The sequence below is a fragment of the Fodinicurvata sp. EGI_FJ10296 genome (assembly GCF_040712075.1).
Classification (GTDB): Bacteria; Pseudomonadota; Alphaproteobacteria; order DSM-16000; family Inquilinaceae; genus JBFCVL01.
This window is the reverse complement of record NZ_JBFCVL010000008.1, coordinates 111,303-131,608: the sequence shown is the minus strand read 5'-3', so window position 1 is coordinate 131,608 and position 20,306 is coordinate 111,303. Positions and strand designations below refer to the sequence as shown.

The following is a 20,306-nucleotide window of genomic DNA, read 5'->3' as shown; positions in this document are numbered from 1 at the left end:
GCCGACCGATCGCTACGCGCCGCCGATGGTGACGATATCGATTTCGTTCGTCAGGGTCTTGTGAACCGGGCATTTGTCCGCGATGGCCATCAACCGCGCACGGTCTTCGTCGCTTTCCACGCCGTCGAGAACGATCGTGCGGGTTATCCTGTCGACCGTGCCGGTTGTCGTCTCGCAGTCGGCGCAGTCTTCGGCATGAATCCGGTCGTGGCGCAGCGTGACGGAGACCCGGTCGAGCGTGATGGCCTTCCGATCTGCATACATTCGAATGGTCATCCCCGTGCAAGCGCCGAGTCCGGCCAGCAGCAGGTCATAGGGTGAGGGGCCGGTGTCCGTGCCGCCGACGCTTTCCGGTTCGTCGGCCGTCAGATAATGCCGACCGGCAACGACGCGCTGCTGGAACTTGCCGTCGCCGGTTTCCGAGACGGTGACCACATCCTTTTCCGCTGATCTGTCTTCCCGCGGTTCGTCCCTGGCATCCATGCCGATATAGCGCGACGCCCAGGCCGAAAGCACGGCAGCACAATATGCGGCGTCGCGTTTCGCCGTCAGCAGATGATCGGCCGAATCGAGCGAGATGAAGCTTTTGGGATGGCGGGCAGCCTGGAAGATCGACGCGGCATTGTCGATGCCGACGAATTCGTCGGTCGGGGAATGGAGGACCAGCAGCGCCTTGCGGAGATTACCGATGGATTCCGCCGGGTCGTGCCGGTCGAGGTCGTCCACAAACTGTCTGTTGATCTCGAACCGGCCGCTTGCCAGCGTGACCTGGCTGTGGCCCTCGCTCTCGATCTCCGGCAGGTGATCGGCGAAAAGATGGGCCACGTGCCGGGGCTGGTAGGGCGCACCGATCGTGGCGACGGCCTGCGCTTCGGGAATCCGCCCGGCTGCGGCGAGCATGGCCGCGCCGCCAAGGCTGTGGCCGATCAGGATGGCGGGGGCAGAGAACCGATCCCGCAGATGGTCGGCGGCGGCGACGAGATCCTCGACATTGGACGAAAAGTTGCTGTTGGCGAATTCGCCGTCGCTGCCGCCGATGCCGGTAAAGTCGAAACGCAGTACGGCAATATCGTGCTCGGTCAGCGCCCTGGCGATTCGGCTGGCCGCGAGACTGTCCTTGCCGCAGGTAAAGCAGTGGGCGAACAATGCGTAGGCGCGCGGCTGCTCCGCCGGCTGCTCCATCCGGGCAGCCAGTTCATGGCCTGACGCGCTCATGAATACGAATTTATCGGATCTCATCGGTATTTTCTCCATCGGCGGCAGCGAGAGCGGCAAGAGGAGGCGTCAGTTCACCCGTTGGAGCCTGTTCGGCCAGGAAGGTGGGAGATGCCGTCTGCTGCCATCACTCGTGAAATCGTTGATACCGGAGCGTGTCGCGCCAATTCAACCGGTTCCGCTATACTTTCATGAAGCTGGCATGAATATGGAGCATGGTATAGAGGGTGGCGATAAAAACCATTAAGATAATACTAAGCACTTCTACGGATCAGCTGCGCGGCGCAGCCGCCTTCGGTAAGTTGGTTAAGGAATTTATCCTTGAAAATCAGTGAGTGCAAGTCTCGGGGTTGTCTTTTCGCGGTATGGCGGGTCTGATATCTTTCGCAACGATTTTCTGATCTGCAAGGGTGCCTGCATGGACGACTCCACCTTCAAGCCGACGAACGTTCTGCGACGCCGCGATTTCCTGGCCGGTGCCGGGGCCGGTGCCGGGGCCGGCGCTGTTGCTGCCGCTTTTCCCTTTCTGGCGAAACCAACCATCGCGCGGGCCAGTGCCGGGCTGGCGCCGGAGGGGGCAGAGGTCGCGCGGCTGGGAATTTACCCCGCCATCGGCATTTCGCGCGTTGGCGGCAGCCCGCGGTGGTTTCTTGCCCCCGAAGTGCCCGGCCTGCCGCCGCAGGCCGACGGCGGCTTCAAGGACGGCGAGCAGCTCATCAAGAAGCAGGTCCAGCGGTTCCGCGTCTATGCGTTCGACGATCAGGACCGGGTGATCGGCGAAGTGACCGCCGATGACGCCGACATCTCCTGGAGCGTCCACGTCGCCAACACGAAGGCCGCCTGGTACGGCTTCAACAATCCGCTCGACAACGGCGACGCCGCCCCCGGCCTGCCCGGGCAGCGGCGCAATCAGTATTTCGTCGACGACGCCGAGCGCGAGCGCATGCTGGTCATCGACGGCGGCGAGACGACGATCGGGGGCGCCGGCACCAATACCGACGGCGACCAGTCACGCTATGCGATGGGTGGGGTCTTTTACGGCTCCGAGTCCGTCGGCCTGGGTCATCTGCGCACCGACGACCGGGGGCGGCTTCTGGTTTTTCCGCCGGACGGCGTTTCTCACAGCCCGGTCAACAGCCCGATCACAAGCTTTGCCGACAATGACGGATGGCACGACGACTGGTGCGACGGCCCGGTGCGGGCGCGCATCACAATGCCGAACGGCCGCACCATGGACGCCGACCACGGCTGGGTCGCCAGTGTCGGCCCGAATTTCGCCCCGGAGATTCCGCCGATCACCACGCTTTTCGACGTGATCGAGGATCTCAATGTCAGCGAAGGCTGGAGCGAGGCGCCGGAACTGCCGCTGTCGTTCCGCCGGCACATTTACCCAACCTTTCGCCGCCTCGCGCTGATGGAATGGGTGGCTGCGGCGGCGAACCTGCGCCAGGGCTGGCTCGATGTCGGCGACTTCGCCGATCCGGCTTATCTGGCGCGGCTCGCCGATCCCGGTGCCGACAACGCCGAGTTCCGCCGCTCTGTGTTCGAGAAATTCCGCGATCCCGACAATCTCGGACCCGAGGCGTTCCGGGAAGAACAACTGAAAATGCCCTATATGCTGGGCGACGGGATCAACTATGACGGCAGTCCGTTGCAATGGTTCCAGTTTCCCAAGCTGCAGTATTCATTCCTTGAGCATTGGGCGGCGGGCGATTTCGTTAACGACTTTGACGATGCCGAAACCGACGCAATCACACGTCTCGACGACATCGATCCGGCCAACCAGCCGGCGGCGTTGACCGAGGCGGCGCTTGAACCCTGTTCCGGCGGTGCGTTCCATCCGGGTGTCGAGCTGACCTATTATCTGCGCCTGAAGGCCATGTACGCGCGGGCGCATGGCCAAAGCACGGAGCCGTTCCGCATCGCGCTCGGCGACCGCGACAGCCTGATTCAGAATATCGGCCGGCTGCTCACGCCCGAAACGGCTTTCGACGGTGGCAACGGCGCGCCGCCGCCGATCGGCCCGCAGATGCCGGGCGATCTGACCCGCTGGATGGGATTGCCCTGGCAGTGTGACGCGTTCAGTTGCCAGCAGGTGGAAATGCAGGAGGATTTCCCGACCGCCGTCTGGTGGCCGGCGCTGCTGCCGATCGACGTGCTGCCGGAAGCCCATTACGAGCAGGTCATGCGCCCCGATCTGGCGCCGGATCAACGGGTGCGCTCCTTCGAAAACCGCGTCGCCTGGTCGCGCGGGGTGGCCGGCATCGGCTATCACGCCAATGCCAGCTACTGGGACGGCATCACCAACATGATCCGGCTGTGGCAGCGCATGGGCTTCATTGAGAAACGCCCGGGCCCGGACGATCCGGACCGACCAGCCGCGATTCCGGCGGAAATGTTCGTTGAGACCGGCCGTGGCAACATGGAACTGCGCTTCGACTGGCGGCCCGCTGACGGAGACCTGCCTGGGTGACGGAAACCGCTGAGCGCGTTGATGTCGCGGTGGTCGGCGGCGGGGTTGCTGGCGCTGCCGCCTGCGTGGCGGTCGCCCGGCGGGGTATCCGCGCGCTCTGGCTGGCGCCGGAGCGCGATCGACGCGTCGAGCCGGTCGGTGAGTCGCTTTCGCCGGCCGCGCAGCCGGTCCTCGCCTCTCTCGGCCTTGAGGACCTGCTCGCGTCACCGCCCCACCGGCCGTCGAATGCGACGTTTTCGGCCTGGGGGTCGGCGCATCTCGTTGAGCGCAACGCCGCCATTCATCTCGAAGGCCCCGGGCGTGTGCTGGACAGGGGCCGCTTCGAAGACGATCTCGCTGCTGCGGCCGACCATGTCAGCGACCGGCGAACCTGGCCGCTCAAGACGGCAGCGGCGCGCGACGGCCTCTGGCATCTGTCGGTCGTTGGCAGCGAAGGCAGCCGCGCGATCGAGGCGCGTATGGTCATCGACGCCAGCGGCCGATCCGCAGTGTTCGGTCGCCAGCGGGCTGACTATTGCCGGACCGACCAAATGGTGGCCGCCTGTTCGATCCTGCCGCATCGCGACGACAGCGTTCAGCCAACCCCGGCCACGCTGATCGAATCGGCCGAGCATGGCTGGTTCTACGCGGCGCTTTTGCCCGATGGGCGGCTTTCGGTTGCCTGGTTTTCCGACCCGGACCTGCTGCCGGCCGGGCTGTCGCATGACACGACCGCCTGGCGCAACCTGCTTGCCGGAACCGCGCATGTCGGCCGCTGGATCGATGATGCCGGTTTTTCTGTCGAGACGGCCCCTCGGCTGGCCAGTGCGGGTGTTACCCGGCTGGAACCGGCTGCAGACGCGCAATCGGGCTGGGCCGCGGTTGGCGATGCCGCCGCGGCCTTCGATCCGCTGTCGTCGCATGGCATCACCACCGCACTCTGGACCGGCGCCCGGGCTGGCACGGCTGCGGCCGACTGGCTCGGCGGCGATGGCGCTTCGCTCGATGCCTATGCGGGTGCGGTTCGGGCGGGCGCGCAGCGGTTTGCCGAACAGCGGGCTGCGATCTATGCGCTGGAGCGCCGGTTCGGCCACTCACCGTTCTGGCGCCGCCGTCAGGCGCCACGGACCGATCGATAGCATACAGCTGCTGCGAATCTGCCGTCGACCGGGCCGGAAATCGGTATCATCGCGGATAGAAGAATCAACGACCGGGGCGGCATCGTGACAATGGATTCATTCAAGCAGCGCGGAATTTCAATGTGGGGCGGACCGGTCGTGATGGCGATCGCCAGCGTCGTGATGTCCTCCGCTGCCGTCGGCCAGCCGCTATCTCCGGCCGAGACCGCCGGCGTGCCGATACCCGAGGGCCGGGTGGAAATGGCCGTCGCGGCCCTGGACGACGTGATCGGCGACGTCATGGCGGCGACCGGTGTGCCCGGGCTGGCGGTTGCGGTCGTCCACGAGGGCCGGGTCGTGCTGGCCGAGGGCTATGGCCTGCGCCGGATTGGCGAGGATGCACCAGTGACGCCGGAGACGGTCTTCCAGATCGCGTCGCTGTCGAAGTCCCTGGCGGCGAGCGTCGTGGCCGGTCAGGTGGGCGAGGGCGTGATAGCCTGGGATACGCCGGTGGCCGAGCATCTGCCCTGGTTCGAACTGGCCGATCCGTGGGTGACCGGGGCCGTCACCATCGGTGATCTGTTTGCACACCGGACGGGCCTTCCCGGACACGCCGGTGACGATCTGGAGGATCTCGGCTTCGACCGGCGCACGACGCTGGAGCGGCTGCGCCACCTGCCGCTCGCCGCGTTTCGCGATGATTATGCCTATACGAACTTCGGTCTGATGGCTGCGGCCGAGGCGGTTGCCGCCGCGTCGGGCACGCAGTGGGAAGCCTTGTCCGAGACCGTTCTGTATGAGCCGGCCGGGATGACCCGGACGAGTTCGCGCCATGACGATTTTCTCGCCCGGTCCAACCGTGCCGCCGGACATGTGTTGGTCGACGGCAGCTACGAAGCGCGGTTCGAGCGCCGGCCGGATGCCCAGACGGCGGCGGGCGGCGTCAACTCAACCGCGATCGACATGGCCCGCTGGATGATCATGGTACTCGATGACGGCAGCATCGACGGCACGCCGATCATCGATGCCGAGGCATTGCTTGCCGCGACCAGTCCGCAGGCGATCTCGTCGCCACCCCGGACTGTCGATGCCCGGGCGGGCTTTTACGGCTTTGGCTTCGGCGTCGGCTATCAACCCTCCGGACGGGTCGTGCTCAGTCATTCCGGCGCTTTTGCCCTGGGCTGGGCGACACATTATTCGATCATCCCCTCTGCGGATACCGGCATCGTGGTCCTCAGCAATGCGGCGCCGGTCGGGGCGGTCGAGACCATCGGCGCCGCCTTTGCCGATCTGGTCCAGTTCGGAGAAGTCACGCGCGACTGGCTGGCCGGTTATCAGCCGATGATGGCATCGATCAGCGAACCGATCGGCAGCCTCGTCGGCACCGAACCGCCTGTCGATCCCGAACCGGCTCGTACCGCTGACGCCTATGCCGGCACCTACGACAACGCCTATTTCGGGCCCGTCGAGATCGGGGTCGAGGGTGACCGACTCCATCTGTCGATCGGCCCGGAACCGCAGGTCTATCCCCTGCGCCATTGGTCGGGCGACCGGTTCGTGTTCGATATCCAGAACGAAAATGCACCGATCGGAACCATCTCGGCGGTCGATTTCTCGTTGGATGAGACTGAAGCGATGGGAAGTCTTCGGGTGGAGTTCTTTGACCGCGCCGGGATGGGCACGTTTCGGCGACCCTGAGGCCGGAACCCCGCAATCGACAAGCTGAAATGCATCTTTTGATTAAATAATTTTCGTATTCCTCATCCAGGGGTTGCCGACTCACTCTGTCAGAAGGTATAACGCTGGTGTCACCCGGGATATCCGCCCGGTGCCGACATCCAGCGCCCTTCTGCGGCGAACTCAGGTCCTGTGGCCCCTTCCAAAGCCTCCTCGTCCTGATCGGTGTGGGCGTCGGCATCCGATTCCAGCCCGACAGCACTCTCGAATCGTGCCGACGGTGGACCCGGATCCGCGGCTCCGTCGCGTGGTGATGGGAGGCTGTACGGCCACGGTCATGAATCGGTGTCGACCGACCGGGACGATTCAACGAACCAGAGGGAGGAAGCACGAATGAAAAGAGGAATCCTGTTCGGCAGCGCGGCTGCCATATTGACCCTGACGCCGGCTCTGTTCGCGCCAGCCATGGCTCAGACCGAACTGCTGCTCTGGGAGCATGAAACGGCCAACCAGGCCGAACTGGACTTTTTCGCCGACGCCATCGCCGAGTTCAATGCCAGCCAGTCCGAATTCCGGATCGTGCGCGAGTTGATACCCGAAGGCAGCTATACCAATACAATTCAGGCGGCTGCTGCGGCGGGCACCTTGCCGTGTGTTTTCGATATGGATCAGCCGGTCGTGCCCAGCTTTGCATGGGGTGGCCATGTTGCCGAACTGACGCCCTATCTGGGCGAAGACTTCGCCGATGCGTTTACGACCGGCGCCCGCGGGACCTATCAGGACAGCCTGTATTCGGTGGGGCTTTGGGACGCAGCGCTGACGCTTTATTCGACACAATCGACGCTGGATGAATATGGATTCCGCGCCGCAACGGTCGAGGAGCCCTATACCGCCGACGAATTGTCGGAAATCCTTGAGACGATCACGGCAAGCGGCGACTTCAATTTCGCCATCGACGTTGAATCCGGCACACAGGGTGAGTGGTTCGCTTATGCCTTCGCGCCGTTGATTCAGTCGGCGGGGGGCGATCTGATCGATCGCTCGACGTTCCTGACTGCCGAAGGCGTGGCTAACGGTCCGGAAGCCGTCGAAGCGGCGACGTGGTTTCAATCCCTGTTCACCGACGGCCATGCCTCGACCAATTCCGGCGGCGGCGGTCTGGCGAACGGTGAGACGGCATTTCATTATTCCGGATCGTGGAATTACGGGCCACTAAAGGAACAATTCGGCGACGATCTTGTCGTGATGCCATTGCCTGATATGGGCAATGGCCCCGTGATCGGTGCTGCTTCCTGGCAGTGGGGCGTTTCCGCCAGTTGCGAGCATCCCGAAGCCGCCGCCGATTTCATCGCCATGCTGATGACGCCGGAGAAGATCGCAGAAGCGTCGAACGCGACCAGTCTCATCCCGGTATCCGCCGATGCGCTGCCCATGTCGGATTACTATCAGGAGGGCCAGGAAGCCCGGATATTCTTCGAGTTCGCCGACCGCTTCGCAATGCTGCGGCCGGAAACGCCGGGATATCCCTTTATCAGTTCGACGTTCGAGCGGGTCTTCCGTGACATCATGAATGGCGCTGACGTTCAATCCGCGCTCGATGGCTATGTCGATGCGGTCGAAATCAACATCGCTGACAATCAGGGCTATGGCTTCGAATAGCCTGCATCGATGATCGGCCGGGGGCGCCGCCACCGGCCGGTTTTCGGCCAACCACCGGGAACCTGAGCGGAGCGCGGAATGTCCGGCACATCGCGATCGCTGACGACGGCCCGCTGGACCTCGGTCGCCATGATGGCCGGGCCGGGGGCGGCACTGATCACGCTGTTCGTGATCGTGCCGTTCTTTCTGGCGCTCGTCCTGACCTTTACCGACCAGCGACTGATTTCGCCCAATCCGACCAGTTTCGTCGGACTGCAGAATTACGAGCGTCTTCTGGGGCTGTCGGTCATTGCCGTCGATCCCGACACGACCGAAACCGGCGCGACCGTGACCGACGAACAGGGCCAGGCTGTTTTTCCGGCCCTGCGCGGCATCCTTCGCGCCGATCCCGATCTTCGCCGGTACCGGCCGATGATCGAAGTTGAGGTCTTTGAGCGGAAATACGTATTGCTCAGCCAGGACCCGATGTTCTGGCAGTCGTTGTTCAACACATTCCTGTTTGCCTTTCTGGTCGTTCCGCTTCAGTGCGGGTCGGCGTTGGCTCTGGCTCTGCTGGTCAATCGAATGATTCCAGGGCGAACCTTTTTTCGCCTCGTCTACTTCATGCCGGTCGTTACCTCGATGGTCGTGGTTTCCATCATCTGGACTTTCCTGCTCGACCCCAACCACGGCATGATCAACGGCTTCGTCGGATTTCTCAGTCTCGGCACGCTCGGACCGTTCAACTTTCTGGGGTCGGAGGCGCTGGTGATTCCAGCCATTGCCGTAATGTCCGCATGGCAGGGCGCCGGCTTTCAGATGTTGATCTTTCTCGCGGGATTGCAGGGCATCAACCGTGACCTGTACGACGCCGCATCGGTTGACGGCGCAACGCCCTGGCAGAAATTCCGCCATGTTACTCTACCGGGATTACGCAACACGACAGTATTCGTGGTCATATCGACCACCATCCTGGCCTTTGGCCTGTTCACGCAGATCGATGTGATGACCGGCGGTGGCCCCAGCGGCGCCAGTTCCACGGTCGTGTACCATGCCGTGCGCACCGGCTTTCGCGAACAGAACATCGCATACGGATCCACCATCACGCTGGTCTATTTCCTGCTGGTTCTTGGAGTTGCACTGATTCAGCGGCGTCTGATCGACAAGGGGGGCGAGTGATGACGAAGAAAAGCTCAAGCCGCGTCCGGATCTATGCCGTCATGGGTCTCGTGGGGTGCTATTTCGCCTTTCCGATCGTTTTCATGTTCATGTCCGCGCTGAAGGATCGTAATTCGATCCTGGCCGACGCCCGTTCGATCTGGGCGTTTCTGCCCGTGGGCGATATCGGGCTTGAGAACTTCCGCTATGTTCTGTTCGAGACGAGCTTCATCTATTACCTCGCCAATTCACTTCTGATTTCGTTGATCACCGTCGGGGCCGGTGTAATCGTCAACTCGATGCTGGCGTTCTCGCTGCAGCGTATGCGCTGGCGCGGCCGTGAAATGGTGCTGGTCGGCGTGATCGCGCTTTTGATCATTCCGTTCGAAGCCATCGCCATTCCCCTGCTGGTGCTGGTGTCGAAACTGCCGTCGATTGGCCTGTCCGGCGGCTGGCCGGTCCTGGATTGGGGATGGTTCAATACCCATCACGTCCAGATCATTCCCTTCATCGGCCATGCGTTCTCGGTCTATCTCTTCTATCAGTTCTTTCGGGATATCCCGCGCGAACTGGATGAAGCCGCCACCGTCGACGGCGCCACGCCGTGGGACATTTACTGGCGGATCGTCATGCCGAACGCCAAGCCAATCATTTCGACCGTCGCGATTATCCTGTTGATGGCGATGTGGAATCAGTATCTCTGGCCGGTCATGGTGGTGCAGGGCGAAGGCGCGCGGCCGGTCATGCCGGGCATCCAGATCTTCTTCGGCCGCACCGTCGAATGGGGGCAAATCATGGCCTATGCCGCCTTGATCACGCTGCCGATTCTCGCACTTTTCCTGTTGTTTCAGCGGCAATTCGTGCAATCGGTCGTCGGCAGCGGCATCAAGGGATAGTAACAGTCAAAGGAACGGGGCTTCGTGGTACTCGCACTCGACGACAAATGGATATGGGATTTCTGGCTCGCCCGCGACGGGGCCGACTGGCACGTCTTTTTTCTTCAGGCGGACAAGGCGCTGGGAGATCCGGATCTTCGCCATTGGAATGTTTCTGTCGGACATGCGGTCAGCCGGGACCTGCGGGCCTGGACGCCGCTTGGAACCTGTTTTCGGCCATCCGGCGGCCCGGCTTTCGACGATCTGACGACCTGGACCGGATCGGTCGTGCATGGCGGAGCGGAGGACGGACGCTGGCATCTGTTCTATACCGGCACGTCTCGGGCCGATAACGGTATGAAGCAACGCATCGGCCATGCCGTGTCGACCGATTTGCACAATTGGGTGCGTGTCGGCACCGAACCGGCGCTGGATATCGTCGACGACAATGGCGTGCTGCATCCCGACTATGAGGAATACAGCCCCGGCCATTGGCACGACCGGGCGATGCGCGACCCCTGGGTTATCTGCGATCCCGATAGCGACGGTTGGCTGATGTATTTCACCGCGCGGGAGCCGAGCACCGCCGAGGCCAATGCCGGCGGCACCATCGGCTTTGCGACGTCGCCCGATCTTTATGACTGGACGCTGCAGCCGCCGGTCTATCGCGGTGGCATGTTCGGCCAGATGGAAGTGCCGCAGGTCTTCCGGTGGCGGGAGCGCTGGTACTGCCTGTTCTGCAACGAGCATGCGCATTGGTCGCGCGCATGGCGCGACGCCTATCCCGGGGTGCCGGTTACGGGCACCCATTATCTGACTGCGCCCGACCCGCGCGGTCCCTGGACGGTCGCACCGGGGCCGTTCCTCGACGGCGCCGATCCCTGCCGTCGTTATGCCGGTAAGATTGTCGCCACGGACGAGGGGCTGGTTCTGCTGGGCTTTCTTCAGACCGTAGGCGACGAACCGTTTGTCGGCGCGATCGCCGATCCGGTTCCGGTTGTCGTCAATGCCGAGGGCCGCCTATCGCTTGAACATTCGACCGCGTGACGCGATCCGTCTATGATGGAAGCCGTCGCTGTGCACCGGGCGTCGACGGACAGGCATAGGGGGTTGAGGTGACGGTCGAATTGGGGTTCTACGGGGCGGCCGGCACCGTCACCGGATCTTGCTTTCGCCTCGCCACGCCGGCCGGTGCGTTTCTCATCGACTGCGGCATGTTTCAGGGCACGAAAACAGTTAAGGAACTGAATTATCAGGGGTTTCCCTTCGACCCCGCTGCGCTGGAATTCGTTCTGCTGACGCATGCCCATATCGACCACGCCGGGCTGCTGCCCAAACTGGTCGCCGCCGGATTCAAGGGGCCTATTTACGCCACGACCGCGACCTGCGATCTGCTGCAATTCGTTCTGCCCGACTCAGCCAATGTTCAGGCCTCGGAGGTCGAACGCCTGAATCGCCGCAGGCGGCAGCGCGGCCAGGAGCCGGTGACGCCAATCTATTCGGCCGAGGATGCCGACCATACGCTGGACCGGTTGCGGCCCGTCGACTATGACGCCTGGATCGAGCCGGGAGCCGGCGTTTCGGCGCGATTCTGGAATGCCGGGCATATGCTGGGTTCAGCCTCGGTCGAACTCGCGGTCGAGGAGGCGGGCACGACGGGCGGAGACCGGACGCGGTTGCTGTTCTCCGGCGATATTGGTCCCGGCCACAAGCTGTTTCACCCCGACCCGGCGGCGCCGTCGGGGATCGATCATCTGATCTGCGAGTCCACCTATGGCGCGCGGGACCGGGTGCGTCTTGACGTTGCCGAGCGGCGCGAGGTGCTGCGGGACGAGGTGCAAACGGCCATCGATCGAGGTGGCAATCTGCTCATTCCGGCCTTTGCTGTGGAGCGTACCCAGGAAATTCTGGTCGATCTTGCTGCCCTGTTCGTGTCCGGTGCCCTGAAATCGATTCCAGTGTTCCTTGATTCGCCGTTGGCCGCACGGGCGACGGCCGTCTTTGCCAAACACGCCCACGAGCTGGAAAACATGCCCCGCGGGGTCGATCCGTTCACCTTGCGCAACCTGAAAATCACCGAGACGGTGGAACAAAGCAAGGCGATCGGCCGGATCAGGGGCGGCGCCATCATCATGGCCGGCAGCGGCATGTGCGACGCCGGGCGCATCCGCCATCACCTGAAGGCGCATTTGTGGCGCTCGGACTGCACGGTGTTGCTGACCGGATTTCAGGCGGTTGGCACGATGGGGCGCTTGTTGCAGGAAGGCCGCAAGGTCGTGCGCATCCATGGCGAGGAAACCGCCGTCGCCGCCCGGATCCGCACGCTCGACGGCTATAGCGGCCATGCTGATTCAGCGGAATTGATCGACTGGGTAACCGGCCGGCTGCCGGTCGGCGGCACGATTTTTCTGGTCCATGGCGAAGACGATGCCCGCAGCGCCATGGTCGAGCGTCTGGGGGCGGCAGGGCTGGCGATCGACCGGATTTCCTGTCCCGAGCTTGATTCCGTGGTTGACCTGGCCGGACCGCGAGAGGCGCCGCGTGCCCCTCCGGCCCCGCCTGCCGTACCGCATCCAAGGCTGCCCAAAGAAGCGATGGGGCGCGAGGATTGGCACAACGACTATGCGCAGCTTGCCATCGATATCCACGACGCGCTGGATCGCTTGGCGGATGAACGGGCTCGAAACGCGCTGCTAAGGCGGCTGCGCCGCGCCCTCAGCGAGCGGTGATGCGGCCCCGGCGATGCCGCCGGGGGTGTCATCCATCCGAAAAGGACTGGCAATGCGCTTCGAACCGGCCGGTTCCCAAGGATTCCGGCATGCCGGTGCGGTCGAGGAACTCGCCCGACCCGCTGATCGTCGTGCCATCGACGGTCAGAAGCGGGCCATTGGCGGGATCGCCCAGGCCGGTCACCCATTCGCCGCCCTGGTTCGTGCGCATCGCGACGTAGACCGCGATTTCATCGCCGCCGGCATCGACCCGGCGGGCCTCGACCACCTGATTGCCGCCGCCGGGCAAGTCGGCGATGGTAGCGCTGACGACCAGCCGCGTCTGGCCCTCAGGTGCCGTCGCGCCGGAGATGTCGATGAGCCGGGTGTCGGGACCGACTGTCGTCCGGGTGCATGCGCGCAGGGCGAATTCGTGGCTCTCGCCACCGAAAGCGATCGTGCCAAGATTGGAACCGCCGGCTGCACTGCCGGAGCGCGGCTCCGGCGCATCAACGTTCCCGGTTTCTCGCGTGTCGTCTGCGGCGTCCGCCTCGCTCGTGGGATCCGTCTCGGCCAAGCCGCCGCCGAGGCGTGGCGGGCCGGGGTCGGGCACAAAATCGGCTTCGCCGGCGGCGTCCGACCCGTCTTCAGCAGTGTCGGCCTCTGGTAACAATTCCGGAGGCCGCGCGGCGGCTGCGGCGGAAATGTCGGCGGTCGCCTGATCCATTCCGTCACTGGCGATCAGCCGAAACGTCGGGTCGGGTCCGGCCGGCAGGGCGGCGCGGTGAACGGCGGCAGTGGCGCCGTCCCCAGCAACGGCCACCACGCGCCAGCCGTCATCCTCTGCGCTGCGGAACAGCACGGTATAGCGCAACGGATCGTCGTCGCTGTCCTCAGCCTCCCAGCGCAGCCGCGCAATATCGCCGCCGCTGTCCGCCAGCCGAAAGCCGTGGATTTGGGGCGGCGACAGCGATCGGCGCCGTTGGGCGACCGTCTTTTCGCCGTGACGGATTTCGAGGCTGAAAGGCGGCCGCGACGTTGAGATGACCGAGAAGAACGGACTTCCGTTCTCACCCGTCATGTCGGCGCCGAGCGGGCGTTGGGCGAGGATGCTGCCGCTTCGGTCGCGCGCGATCAGCGTGAAGTCGCCCTCGGGCCCGGTATCGCGGAAGCGCCGCAGGGCTGGCGCCATCCGGTCTATGCTGGCGGTCGCCGTCGTTTCGCCGAGGGTTCCGACGACGACGAATTGCTGTGGACCCCCGTCGGACCACCCGTCCGCAGCTTGAGCCGGGCCGCCGACCAGTATCGATTGCAGAGACTGCGCATAGCTTGGACCGGTATTCTCCGGGGTTTCTGCGGCCGCATGTGTGCGAATGCCATCAATCAGCTGCAAATAATAGTCACGCAGGATGAAGTGCTTCGAATATTCCTCGGCGCATGGATACATCAACGGCAACAGCCCCCAGGTCGTTTCACCGTTGCCTTCCTCGAACGACTTGTTGTTGCCGCCACTGCCGTCCAACGACAGGCGAAATCCTTCGATGCCCGCCATTTCGGTCCGGCCCGAGTCGCACTCTGCCTGTCGTTCGCCCACATTCGCGACGTCCGGGACGTGCCGTAATCCGAAGCCATGACCGAATTCATGAGTGATGGCGGGCACCATGGCGCCGCGCGCCACGCCTTGCATGGCAACAGTGGGTGTTCGGAATCGGACCGGCTGGGACCAGCGGAACTCGTTGCCCCCGTCCGCCAAGGGTACCGGCCCGTAAGAGGACCCGCCCTGGCTGACTTCGGTGGGCAGGAACGCCACGATCATGTCAGCGTTGCTGAACTGGGCGACCGCATCGTGAAGCTCACTCATCAACATGAGTTCGGCGTCGCCGGAATAGCTGTCGGGAAGGTTGTCGCCATACCGTTCCTGCCAGTCGCGTGTCGGGGTATAGTCGCCGGCAAAGCGCCCGGAGACGCCGGTCACCGGAAAGGTCTGCTGGGTAAAACGAGCGGCGTTGTGCGCGACCGATCGCAGCGCACCCCGTGCGGCGGGCGAAATGCCGTCCGCCCAGGGGCCAACCCGCATCATGTAATAATCGAAGGTGAGGTCGCGCTGCAGATCCGTCCAGGTCACACCGGTCTTGCCGTCTTCTTCGCCCAGCGGTTGGTCGCACGGATCGAGAGGCTCGATGAAGCCCAGCACTTCGCGCGTTTCGCGCAGCATCGGGTCCCAGCCGAAGAAGTTCACGGTGTTGTTCGCGACCCGCTGCTGATCGGGGGTGGCCAGATCCTCGTTCGGCACGGGCACGTCCTCTTTCGTCTCGTAAAGCTGCCCCTCACGTTCGTCCGTGACCCATGCATTGGCCGGAATGTCGCGGACGTGCCAGGATTCGTGGACGGTGCCTTCCGGGCGTTCCCAGTCAATATAAAGCCGCGTCAGGGTGGTCTTGCCGGCGACCAGCGGCGCGTCGCGCGCGACCTGAATAACGACGGGCGTGATCTCGAACTCGTCCGGGACCGTCGCGAATGTCAGCCCGAAAGGGCCCGGCAATACCGCGCCGTCACGGCCTGCCGGCCCCGTCTGGCCGCCTTCGACGATCAGGCGGTACCAGGCGCCGGGCGGCAGCGCATCAACCGGATGGAAGTGCAGCGTATCGTCGTCAACGTCGGCGGTGACATCGACCCGCGCCATGCCGCCGCTGGCGCTGCGGTATTCGAGATAGGCCGTCCCCGGGCCGATACTCGCCGGGTCGATGGCGCGGTCGAAAACGACCTCAAGGCGCGGGTCGTCGAAGTCGAGGTTCTTCGCCCCGGAGGCGGGAAAATTCGCTTCGACGCCGAGAACCGGCGGGCGGTCGCCGCCGCGTCCGTCGATCGCGACGGCACTGTGGCCGATATGGGTCATGCTGCCCTGATTGGGGGCCGCAAACCCGCCGTAGACCGTCAGCGATGCATCCTGTTGCGAGATATCGACCCGCCGGCTGCCATCGAGTTGGCCCTCGTCGTCATAGGTGAATTCCCGCGTATCGGTCTCGGCCCAGGCGTCGCCGGAAAGCTCTAGCCGTCCGTAAACCGTGGTATCGGTGATCTCATCGATCGTTACGGTGCCGTTCAGCCGGCCGCCGACCATGGTGATTTCGCCGGCGAAGGCCTGGCCCTCGCCGGAGATTGCCATCTGCGCGATGTCCAGACCGCCGATTCCGTCAGGAAGTTCCAGATTGCGCTGAATGTCCCTGAGAAACGGCACGGCCATCGGCGGGGCGGCCTGGTCCGGCTGGCTGAAACGTCGGAACCTGCCGTCCCAGGTCGTGTAGAACGCCGCCAGCGTCGGCATCGCTCCGGATGCGCCATCACCGTCGCGTGGGGCGGTGGCGATGGCGCGGTAAACTTCGCCGGGCTGCAGATCGGCAGGCGTGGTGTCCGGAAGCTGGACCACGAAGTGACTGGCCGAGCGGGGACTCCACCCGGTGGCGCCGCTGTGTTCGATCCATATCGGATTGCCCAGGACCCCGCTTTCCAGCGTGAAGGCATTCGGGCTGGAGAGTTCGAACACGACATCGCGCATATCGGAATCCGGCGGGATCAGGACATTGAGCATATCGGCGTCCATGTTGCCCGACGGCGCTTCGCCCGCCGACATTCGGCTCATGAATTCCATGACCGTTCCGATGCCGCCGGTCACGTCGCCGTCGCCCAGCAGATCCCGAGGTGAGATGTCGCGCAGTGCGCCCGACATGATCAGGCCGTCCGTCGTCAGGGCGGAGACCGGTTGAGCGCAGACGGAGCCAAACTCGCCCACCAGTCCGGAAATGTCGAGATAGCCCTGGCCGGGCCGCGTCTGCCCTTCGGCGAATACCACCTGCGGCGAACGGGGCCCGGTGATGATCTGGTCGCCGTTGAGCGCGTCGAGCATGGCGGCGGGCGAGCATCCGGCGATCTCCGGGATGGGGACCGGATCGCAGAACCGGTCTTGCGCCAACACGACGCCCGGCAGAAGGAGCATTGTCGCCGTTACAAGGATGGTCCGGCGTCGCGCCGCCGCGGGATGGGTCATTGCCGCCCCCGTTTGCTGTTGTTATGGCTGTTGGCCGTGCATTTGAACGGATCGTATCCGGCATGCCCCCCCGGGTACAAGAGCAGGGGGCGGCTCCGGCCGCGTGGCCGTGCCGCCCAATGGCCGCCATGGAACCAGGACCCTTTATCGGGTAAACTTAATCACTATATTAATTGACGGATTGGATGTTGCGGATGTGGCGCTGACGGAGCCGTTGTAAGGCGATGCGAACGCCGCCTTTGCACGGATAGTCGATTGATTGTATCCAATCGGGCAATCAGGATTGGCCGATTTGCCCGGTTTTCGAAAGGGATGAGAAAGCGGTGTCAGAGGGTACGATGCAGGGAGCCGGATCGCCGGTGCGGGCCCGGCCCGGACTTGGCGACATGGCGCCTGATTTTACGGCGCGGTCGACCATGGGACCGGTGCGGCTCTCGGACCGGCGCGGCCGCTGGGTGCTGCTGTTCACCCATCCGGCCGATTTCACGCCGGTCTGCACCAGTGAATTCATTGCCCTGGCGGCGGCGAAGCCGGAGTTCGATGCGATCGGGTGCGAGATCGTCGCCCATTCCATTGACAGTTTGCCGGCTCATTTCGCCTGGATCCGATCGATCGAGACCAATACCGGCAGGAAAATCGACTTCCCGGTGGTCGAAGATATCGGGCTCTCCATAGCCAGAGCCTACGGCATGATTCATGACGGTTCGGCATCGACGGCAACGGTGCGTGGGGTGTTTGCGATCGATCCGGACGGCGTCATTCAGGCGATGCAGTTCTATCCGATGGCCGTAGGCCGCAATGTGCAGGAATTGCTTCGCCTGGTTCGCGCGCTTCAGGCGGTCCGCCAGACTTCGGTTTGCACGCCCGAGGGTTGGGTTCCAGGTGACGCGGTGCTGAAGCCAATTGAATTGGCCGTCGAAGATGCCGATCCGACCGCGGAATCGGCGGGCGGCGATCGAGACTTCTGGTATATGCGTCCGGTGACATGACCAATTTTCATGACATGACTGAACCGCAAGACGGGAACTTTGAAACAATGACAGAGCAGGCCGGTAAGATACCGCAGGCAACAGCGGCGGTCATGGAGCCCAGGGCAGCTGACGGAATGGACGCGGCGGCCATGGCTTCCGCGGCGGCCGAGGCAAGTGGGCTGCTTCGTCTGCTGGCCAATCCCAATCGCCTGATGATCCTGTGCTTTCTGCTGGAGGGCGAACGGTCGGTCGGACAGATGGAAGAGATGCTGGGAATCCGTCAGCCGACCTTGTCGCAGCAGATCGCGATCCTGCGCGAAGCAAGGCTGATCGGACAATCACGCCGTCAGGCGAAGGTCGTGTTCTACCAGCTTCGCGATCCCAAGGTCGTGCCGGTGATCCGGGCGCTTTATGGCGTTTTCTGTACCGGTACCGTCCCGGCGGCGCCCACGCCCGGCGCCGCGCAGGGCTTGTCGGTGGCCGGGACCGATTCCGTTTTCGGCAGTCTTGCTGCATCTCCCGCCGCGTCAAGTGGCAGCATTCTGTCGAATTCGGCTCCCACCGACTGCGGGTTCATGGCGATTGTCGACGACACCTGAACCCGCTGGCCTTCGATGCGGGGCGGGCGACGGTGTCCTAACGAACGACGAAAACCGAAACGTCGAGATGGGCCGCCATCCATCCGGCGTTGGAATTGATCAGATGTTCGGTCATCCCCGGCACATGCGAGGCCATCACCACGAGATCCGCCCCGATGTCGCCAACGGCCTTCGCCAGGGTCCGGTCCAGATCGGTCGTCGGGTCATGGCTGACCAAGGCCTGTGCCTTTGCCGAAATGCCGTGCTTTGCGGCCTGTTCTGCGGCGAAGGCGTCCAGCTTTGCCTGAAATTCCTGCGGATTGTGCGCGACCTCGCTGGGTGCGCTGCTGGTGACGCCGACATAGACTGCAGTTGCGTCGAACTGCCTGGCCAGGCCCGCAGCGGTGGCGAGTGCTTTGTCGAGAGTGCCGGCATGGAAAAGGTCCACCGGCACCATGATTGTCTTGAACATGGTTACGTCTCCCTCGGTTCTGTTGCGGGTTAAGAAACGCCGTCGTTGGGCTCGGTGAGGTTGTTTCAGCGTACAGCAATGGCGCGTGCCTGTCGCCCGTTGCCGTAGGTTGTGGCGCGGAATAAAAGGATGCCTGCCGGCCTGCCGGGGATCTGGATATAGGGGAATATTAATCTGGATCGGCTATGTCGTTGCCGCACCGTTTATCCCGCTGGAGATACCCCATGCGCTTTTATCGCCTGCTGTCCAGATTGCCGCGCCCGAGGAGCTATATCGGCAAAATTCTGTTCGTAAGTTTTGTCGGCGTCCATATACCGCTCATCGCCCTGATATTGTATCTCCTGCTCCTTTCCGACATCGCCATGACCACGGTGTTGCCGGTGGTGGTCGTGCTTCTGGTGGCCACAGTGGGAGGCACCGTGGCGACATTCGCGGCGCTCTATGCCCTGCTTGCGCCCGTCCGGGCGTCGTCGGCCGCGATCCGCCAATACCTTGAAACAGGGGTACTGCCGCGTCTGCCGTCGGAATCCGGAGACGACGTCGATGCGGCCGCACGGCTGATGGCCGATATCCAGGAGGGGCTGACCCGGCTCGACTATGCGCTGGCGGCATCCAAAGCGGCCAGGGAAGCGACAACGGCGGAAAAGAAAGAGGTCTTCGGCATGCTGTCCCGCCTGTCGCATGACCTCAGAACGCCGCTGAACGCCATCGTCGGCTTTTCCCAGATGATGCACAACGAAATGCTCGGCCCGCTCGGTACCAAGGCCTATCGCGGTTATGCCCGCGATATCGAAACCAGCAGTCAGCAGCTTCTCGACCGGATACAGCGAATCCTGGACCTCAGCCAGATGGAATCCGGGGACCTGTCACTGGCGATGGAATCGGTGTCGCTCGATCAGGCTGTTGACGAAGCGGTGCGGGCCAAGCATCTGCACGCGGGCGCCGCCGGGGTTGATATCTCCGCCACGATGGCCGGCTCGGCATGTGTGCTGGCCGATCGCTCCGCCCTGATTCAGTCGATTATGAACGTCATTGGCGTGGCGATCGAGACGACGGCGTCCAATGAACAGAAAGCCGGGCGCGTGACGGTCTCGGCCACGACGGACGCGGAAGGCGTGACACTGTCGATCGCCGATAACGGGCGCGCACTGGATCGCAACGATGTTCCCGCAGGCCTTGCCGATCGCGGTTTCGTGGCGGAACGCGAAGCCACCAACTCTCCCGAAGGGGTCGGCGATGCGACCAGCGTTTCGATTTCGCTGCTGCTCGCCGACCGGTTGGCCGTTCTTTCCGGCGCCCGGCTGACCTGGCATTTCGTCGAAGGCCGCGGAAAGCTTTTCCATCTGGCCCTTGCCAAGCATGCCGAGGGCGCTGACCGAAAGGCGGCGTGACTGCGCCT

Annotated in this window: 14 protein-coding genes; 11 read left to right on the top strand and 3 right to left on the bottom strand. The window is 63.7% G+C overall.

All coding sequences use genetic code 11. The features are described 5' to 3' along the window. Positions 1–12: 12 nt before the first annotated feature. Positions 13–1,239 carry an alpha/beta fold hydrolase gene (locus tag ABZ728_RS17835; protein WP_366657595.1) on the bottom strand — a complete coding sequence of 409 codons (1,227 nt, stop codon included), beginning with the start codon at positions 1,237–1,239 and terminating at the stop codon, positions 13–15. A gap of 394 nt (positions 1,240–1,633) precedes the next feature. Between ABZ728_RS17835 and goxA the strand changes: the two genes are divergently transcribed. The 8 genes from goxA (at position 1,634) to ABZ728_RS17795 (ending at position 12,862) form a co-directional block, all read left to right on the top strand. Further along, complete coding sequence (gene goxA / locus ABZ728_RS17830; RefSeq protein WP_366657594.1) at positions 1,634–3,688, top strand: CTQ-dependent glycine oxidase GoxA; 2,055 nt, start codon at positions 1,634–1,636, stop codon at positions 3,686–3,688. After that, positions 3,685–4,806, top strand: a complete 1,122-nt coding sequence (gene goxB / locus ABZ728_RS17825; RefSeq protein WP_366657593.1) for a glycine oxidase maturase GoxB — start codon at positions 3,685–3,687, stop codon at positions 4,804–4,806. Before goxA ends, goxB begins: the two co-directional genes overlap by 4 nt. A 90-nt stretch (positions 4,807–4,896) precedes the next feature. Further along, entirely contained in the window at positions 4,897–6,483 is a 1,587-nt protein-coding gene (locus tag ABZ728_RS17820) for a serine hydrolase (protein WP_366657592.1), read from the top strand. A gap of 372 nt (positions 6,484–6,855) precedes the next feature. After that, complete coding sequence (locus tag ABZ728_RS17815; RefSeq protein WP_366657591.1) at positions 6,856–8,121, top strand: extracellular solute-binding protein; 1,266 nt, start codon at positions 6,856–6,858, stop codon at positions 8,119–8,121. 78 nt (positions 8,122–8,199) lie between these two features. Next, entirely contained in the window at positions 8,200–9,279 is a 1,080-nt protein-coding gene (locus tag ABZ728_RS17810) for a sugar ABC transporter permease (RefSeq protein WP_366657590.1), read from the top strand. Next, complete coding sequence (locus ABZ728_RS17805; protein ID WP_366657589.1) at positions 9,279–10,154, top strand: carbohydrate ABC transporter permease; 876 nt, start codon at positions 9,279–9,281, stop codon at positions 10,152–10,154. Before ABZ728_RS17810 ends, ABZ728_RS17805 begins: the two co-directional genes overlap by 1 nt. A gap of 24 nt (positions 10,155–10,178) precedes the next feature. Beyond that, positions 10,179–11,180 (top strand): hypothetical protein, encoded by a 1,002-nt coding sequence (locus ABZ728_RS17800; RefSeq protein WP_366657588.1) that lies wholly within the window; start codon positions 10,179–10,181, stop codon positions 11,178–11,180. Between the two features lie 68 nt (positions 11,181–11,248). Next, entirely contained in the window at positions 11,249–12,862 is a 1,614-nt protein-coding gene (locus tag ABZ728_RS17795) for an MBL fold metallo-hydrolase (protein ID WP_366657587.1), read from the top strand. 28 nt (positions 12,863–12,890) lie between these two features. Here ABZ728_RS17795 and ABZ728_RS17790 read toward each other — a convergent pair whose 3' ends face one another. Next, positions 12,891–16,886, bottom strand: a complete 3,996-nt coding sequence (locus tag ABZ728_RS17790) for an Ig-like domain-containing protein (protein ID WP_366657586.1) — start codon at positions 16,884–16,886, stop codon at positions 12,891–12,893. A gap of 323 nt (positions 16,887–17,209) precedes the next feature. Between ABZ728_RS17790 and ABZ728_RS17785 the strand changes: the two genes are divergently transcribed. Both ABZ728_RS17785 and ABZ728_RS17780 read left to right on the top strand, forming a co-directional pair. After that, on the top strand, positions 17,210–17,875 hold the full coding sequence (locus ABZ728_RS17785) for a peroxiredoxin (RefSeq protein WP_366657585.1): 666 nt from the start codon (positions 17,210–17,212) through the stop codon (positions 17,873–17,875). Between the two features lie 47 nt (positions 17,876–17,922). Beyond that, positions 17,923–18,456, top strand: a complete 534-nt coding sequence (locus ABZ728_RS17780) for a metalloregulator ArsR/SmtB family transcription factor (RefSeq protein WP_366657584.1) — start codon at positions 17,923–17,925, stop codon at positions 18,454–18,456. A gap of 37 nt (positions 18,457–18,493) precedes the next feature. Here the strand turns inward: ABZ728_RS17780 and ABZ728_RS17775 are convergent, their stop codons facing one another. After that, positions 18,494–18,907, bottom strand: coding sequence for a universal stress protein (locus ABZ728_RS17775; protein WP_366657583.1), 414 nt, complete (start codon positions 18,905–18,907; stop codon positions 18,494–18,496). A 224-nt stretch (positions 18,908–19,131) separates the two neighbouring features. Here ABZ728_RS17775 and ABZ728_RS17770 point away from each other — a divergent pair, with 224 nt between their 5' ends. Next, positions 19,132–20,298: a HAMP domain-containing sensor histidine kinase gene (locus ABZ728_RS17770; RefSeq protein WP_366657582.1), complete on the top strand. Its 1,167-nt coding sequence runs from the start codon at positions 19,132–19,134 to the stop codon at positions 20,296–20,298. The last annotated feature ends 8 nt before the right edge of the window (positions 20,299–20,306 follow it).

What these genes read in the sequence shown, in the direction of transcription:
- ABZ728_RS17780 (WP_366657584.1), top strand. Translation starts at nt 17,923, where the DNA reads ATGACAGAGCAGGCCGGTAAGATACCGCAGGCAACAGCGGCGGTCATG.
- ABZ728_RS17790 (WP_366657586.1), bottom strand. Translation starts at nt 16,886, where the DNA reads ATGACCCATCCCGCGGCGGCGCGACGCCGGACCATCCTTGTAACGGCG.
- ABZ728_RS17835 (WP_366657595.1), bottom strand. Translation starts at nt 1,239, where the DNA reads ATGAGATCCGATAAATTCGTATTCATGAGCGCGTCAGGCCATGAACTG.
- ABZ728_RS17815 (WP_366657591.1), top strand. Translation starts at nt 6,856, where the DNA reads ATGAAAAGAGGAATCCTGTTCGGCAGCGCGGCTGCCATATTGACCCTG.
- ABZ728_RS17805 (WP_366657589.1), top strand. Translation starts at nt 9,279, where the DNA reads ATGACGAAGAAAAGCTCAAGCCGCGTCCGGATCTATGCCGTCATGGGT.
- ABZ728_RS17810 (WP_366657590.1), top strand. Translation starts at nt 8,200, where the DNA reads ATGTCCGGCACATCGCGATCGCTGACGACGGCCCGCTGGACCTCGGTC.
- ABZ728_RS17770 (WP_366657582.1), top strand. Translation starts at nt 19,132, where the DNA reads ATGCGCTTTTATCGCCTGCTGTCCAGATTGCCGCGCCCGAGGAGCTAT.
- ABZ728_RS17775 (WP_366657583.1), bottom strand. Translation starts at nt 18,907, where the DNA reads ATGTTCAAGACAATCATGGTGCCGGTGGACCTTTTCCATGCCGGCACT.
- ABZ728_RS17820 (WP_366657592.1), top strand. Translation starts at nt 4,897, where the DNA reads ATGGATTCATTCAAGCAGCGCGGAATTTCAATGTGGGGCGGACCGGTC.
- goxA (WP_366657594.1), top strand. Translation starts at nt 1,634, where the DNA reads ATGGACGACTCCACCTTCAAGCCGACGAACGTTCTGCGACGCCGCGAT.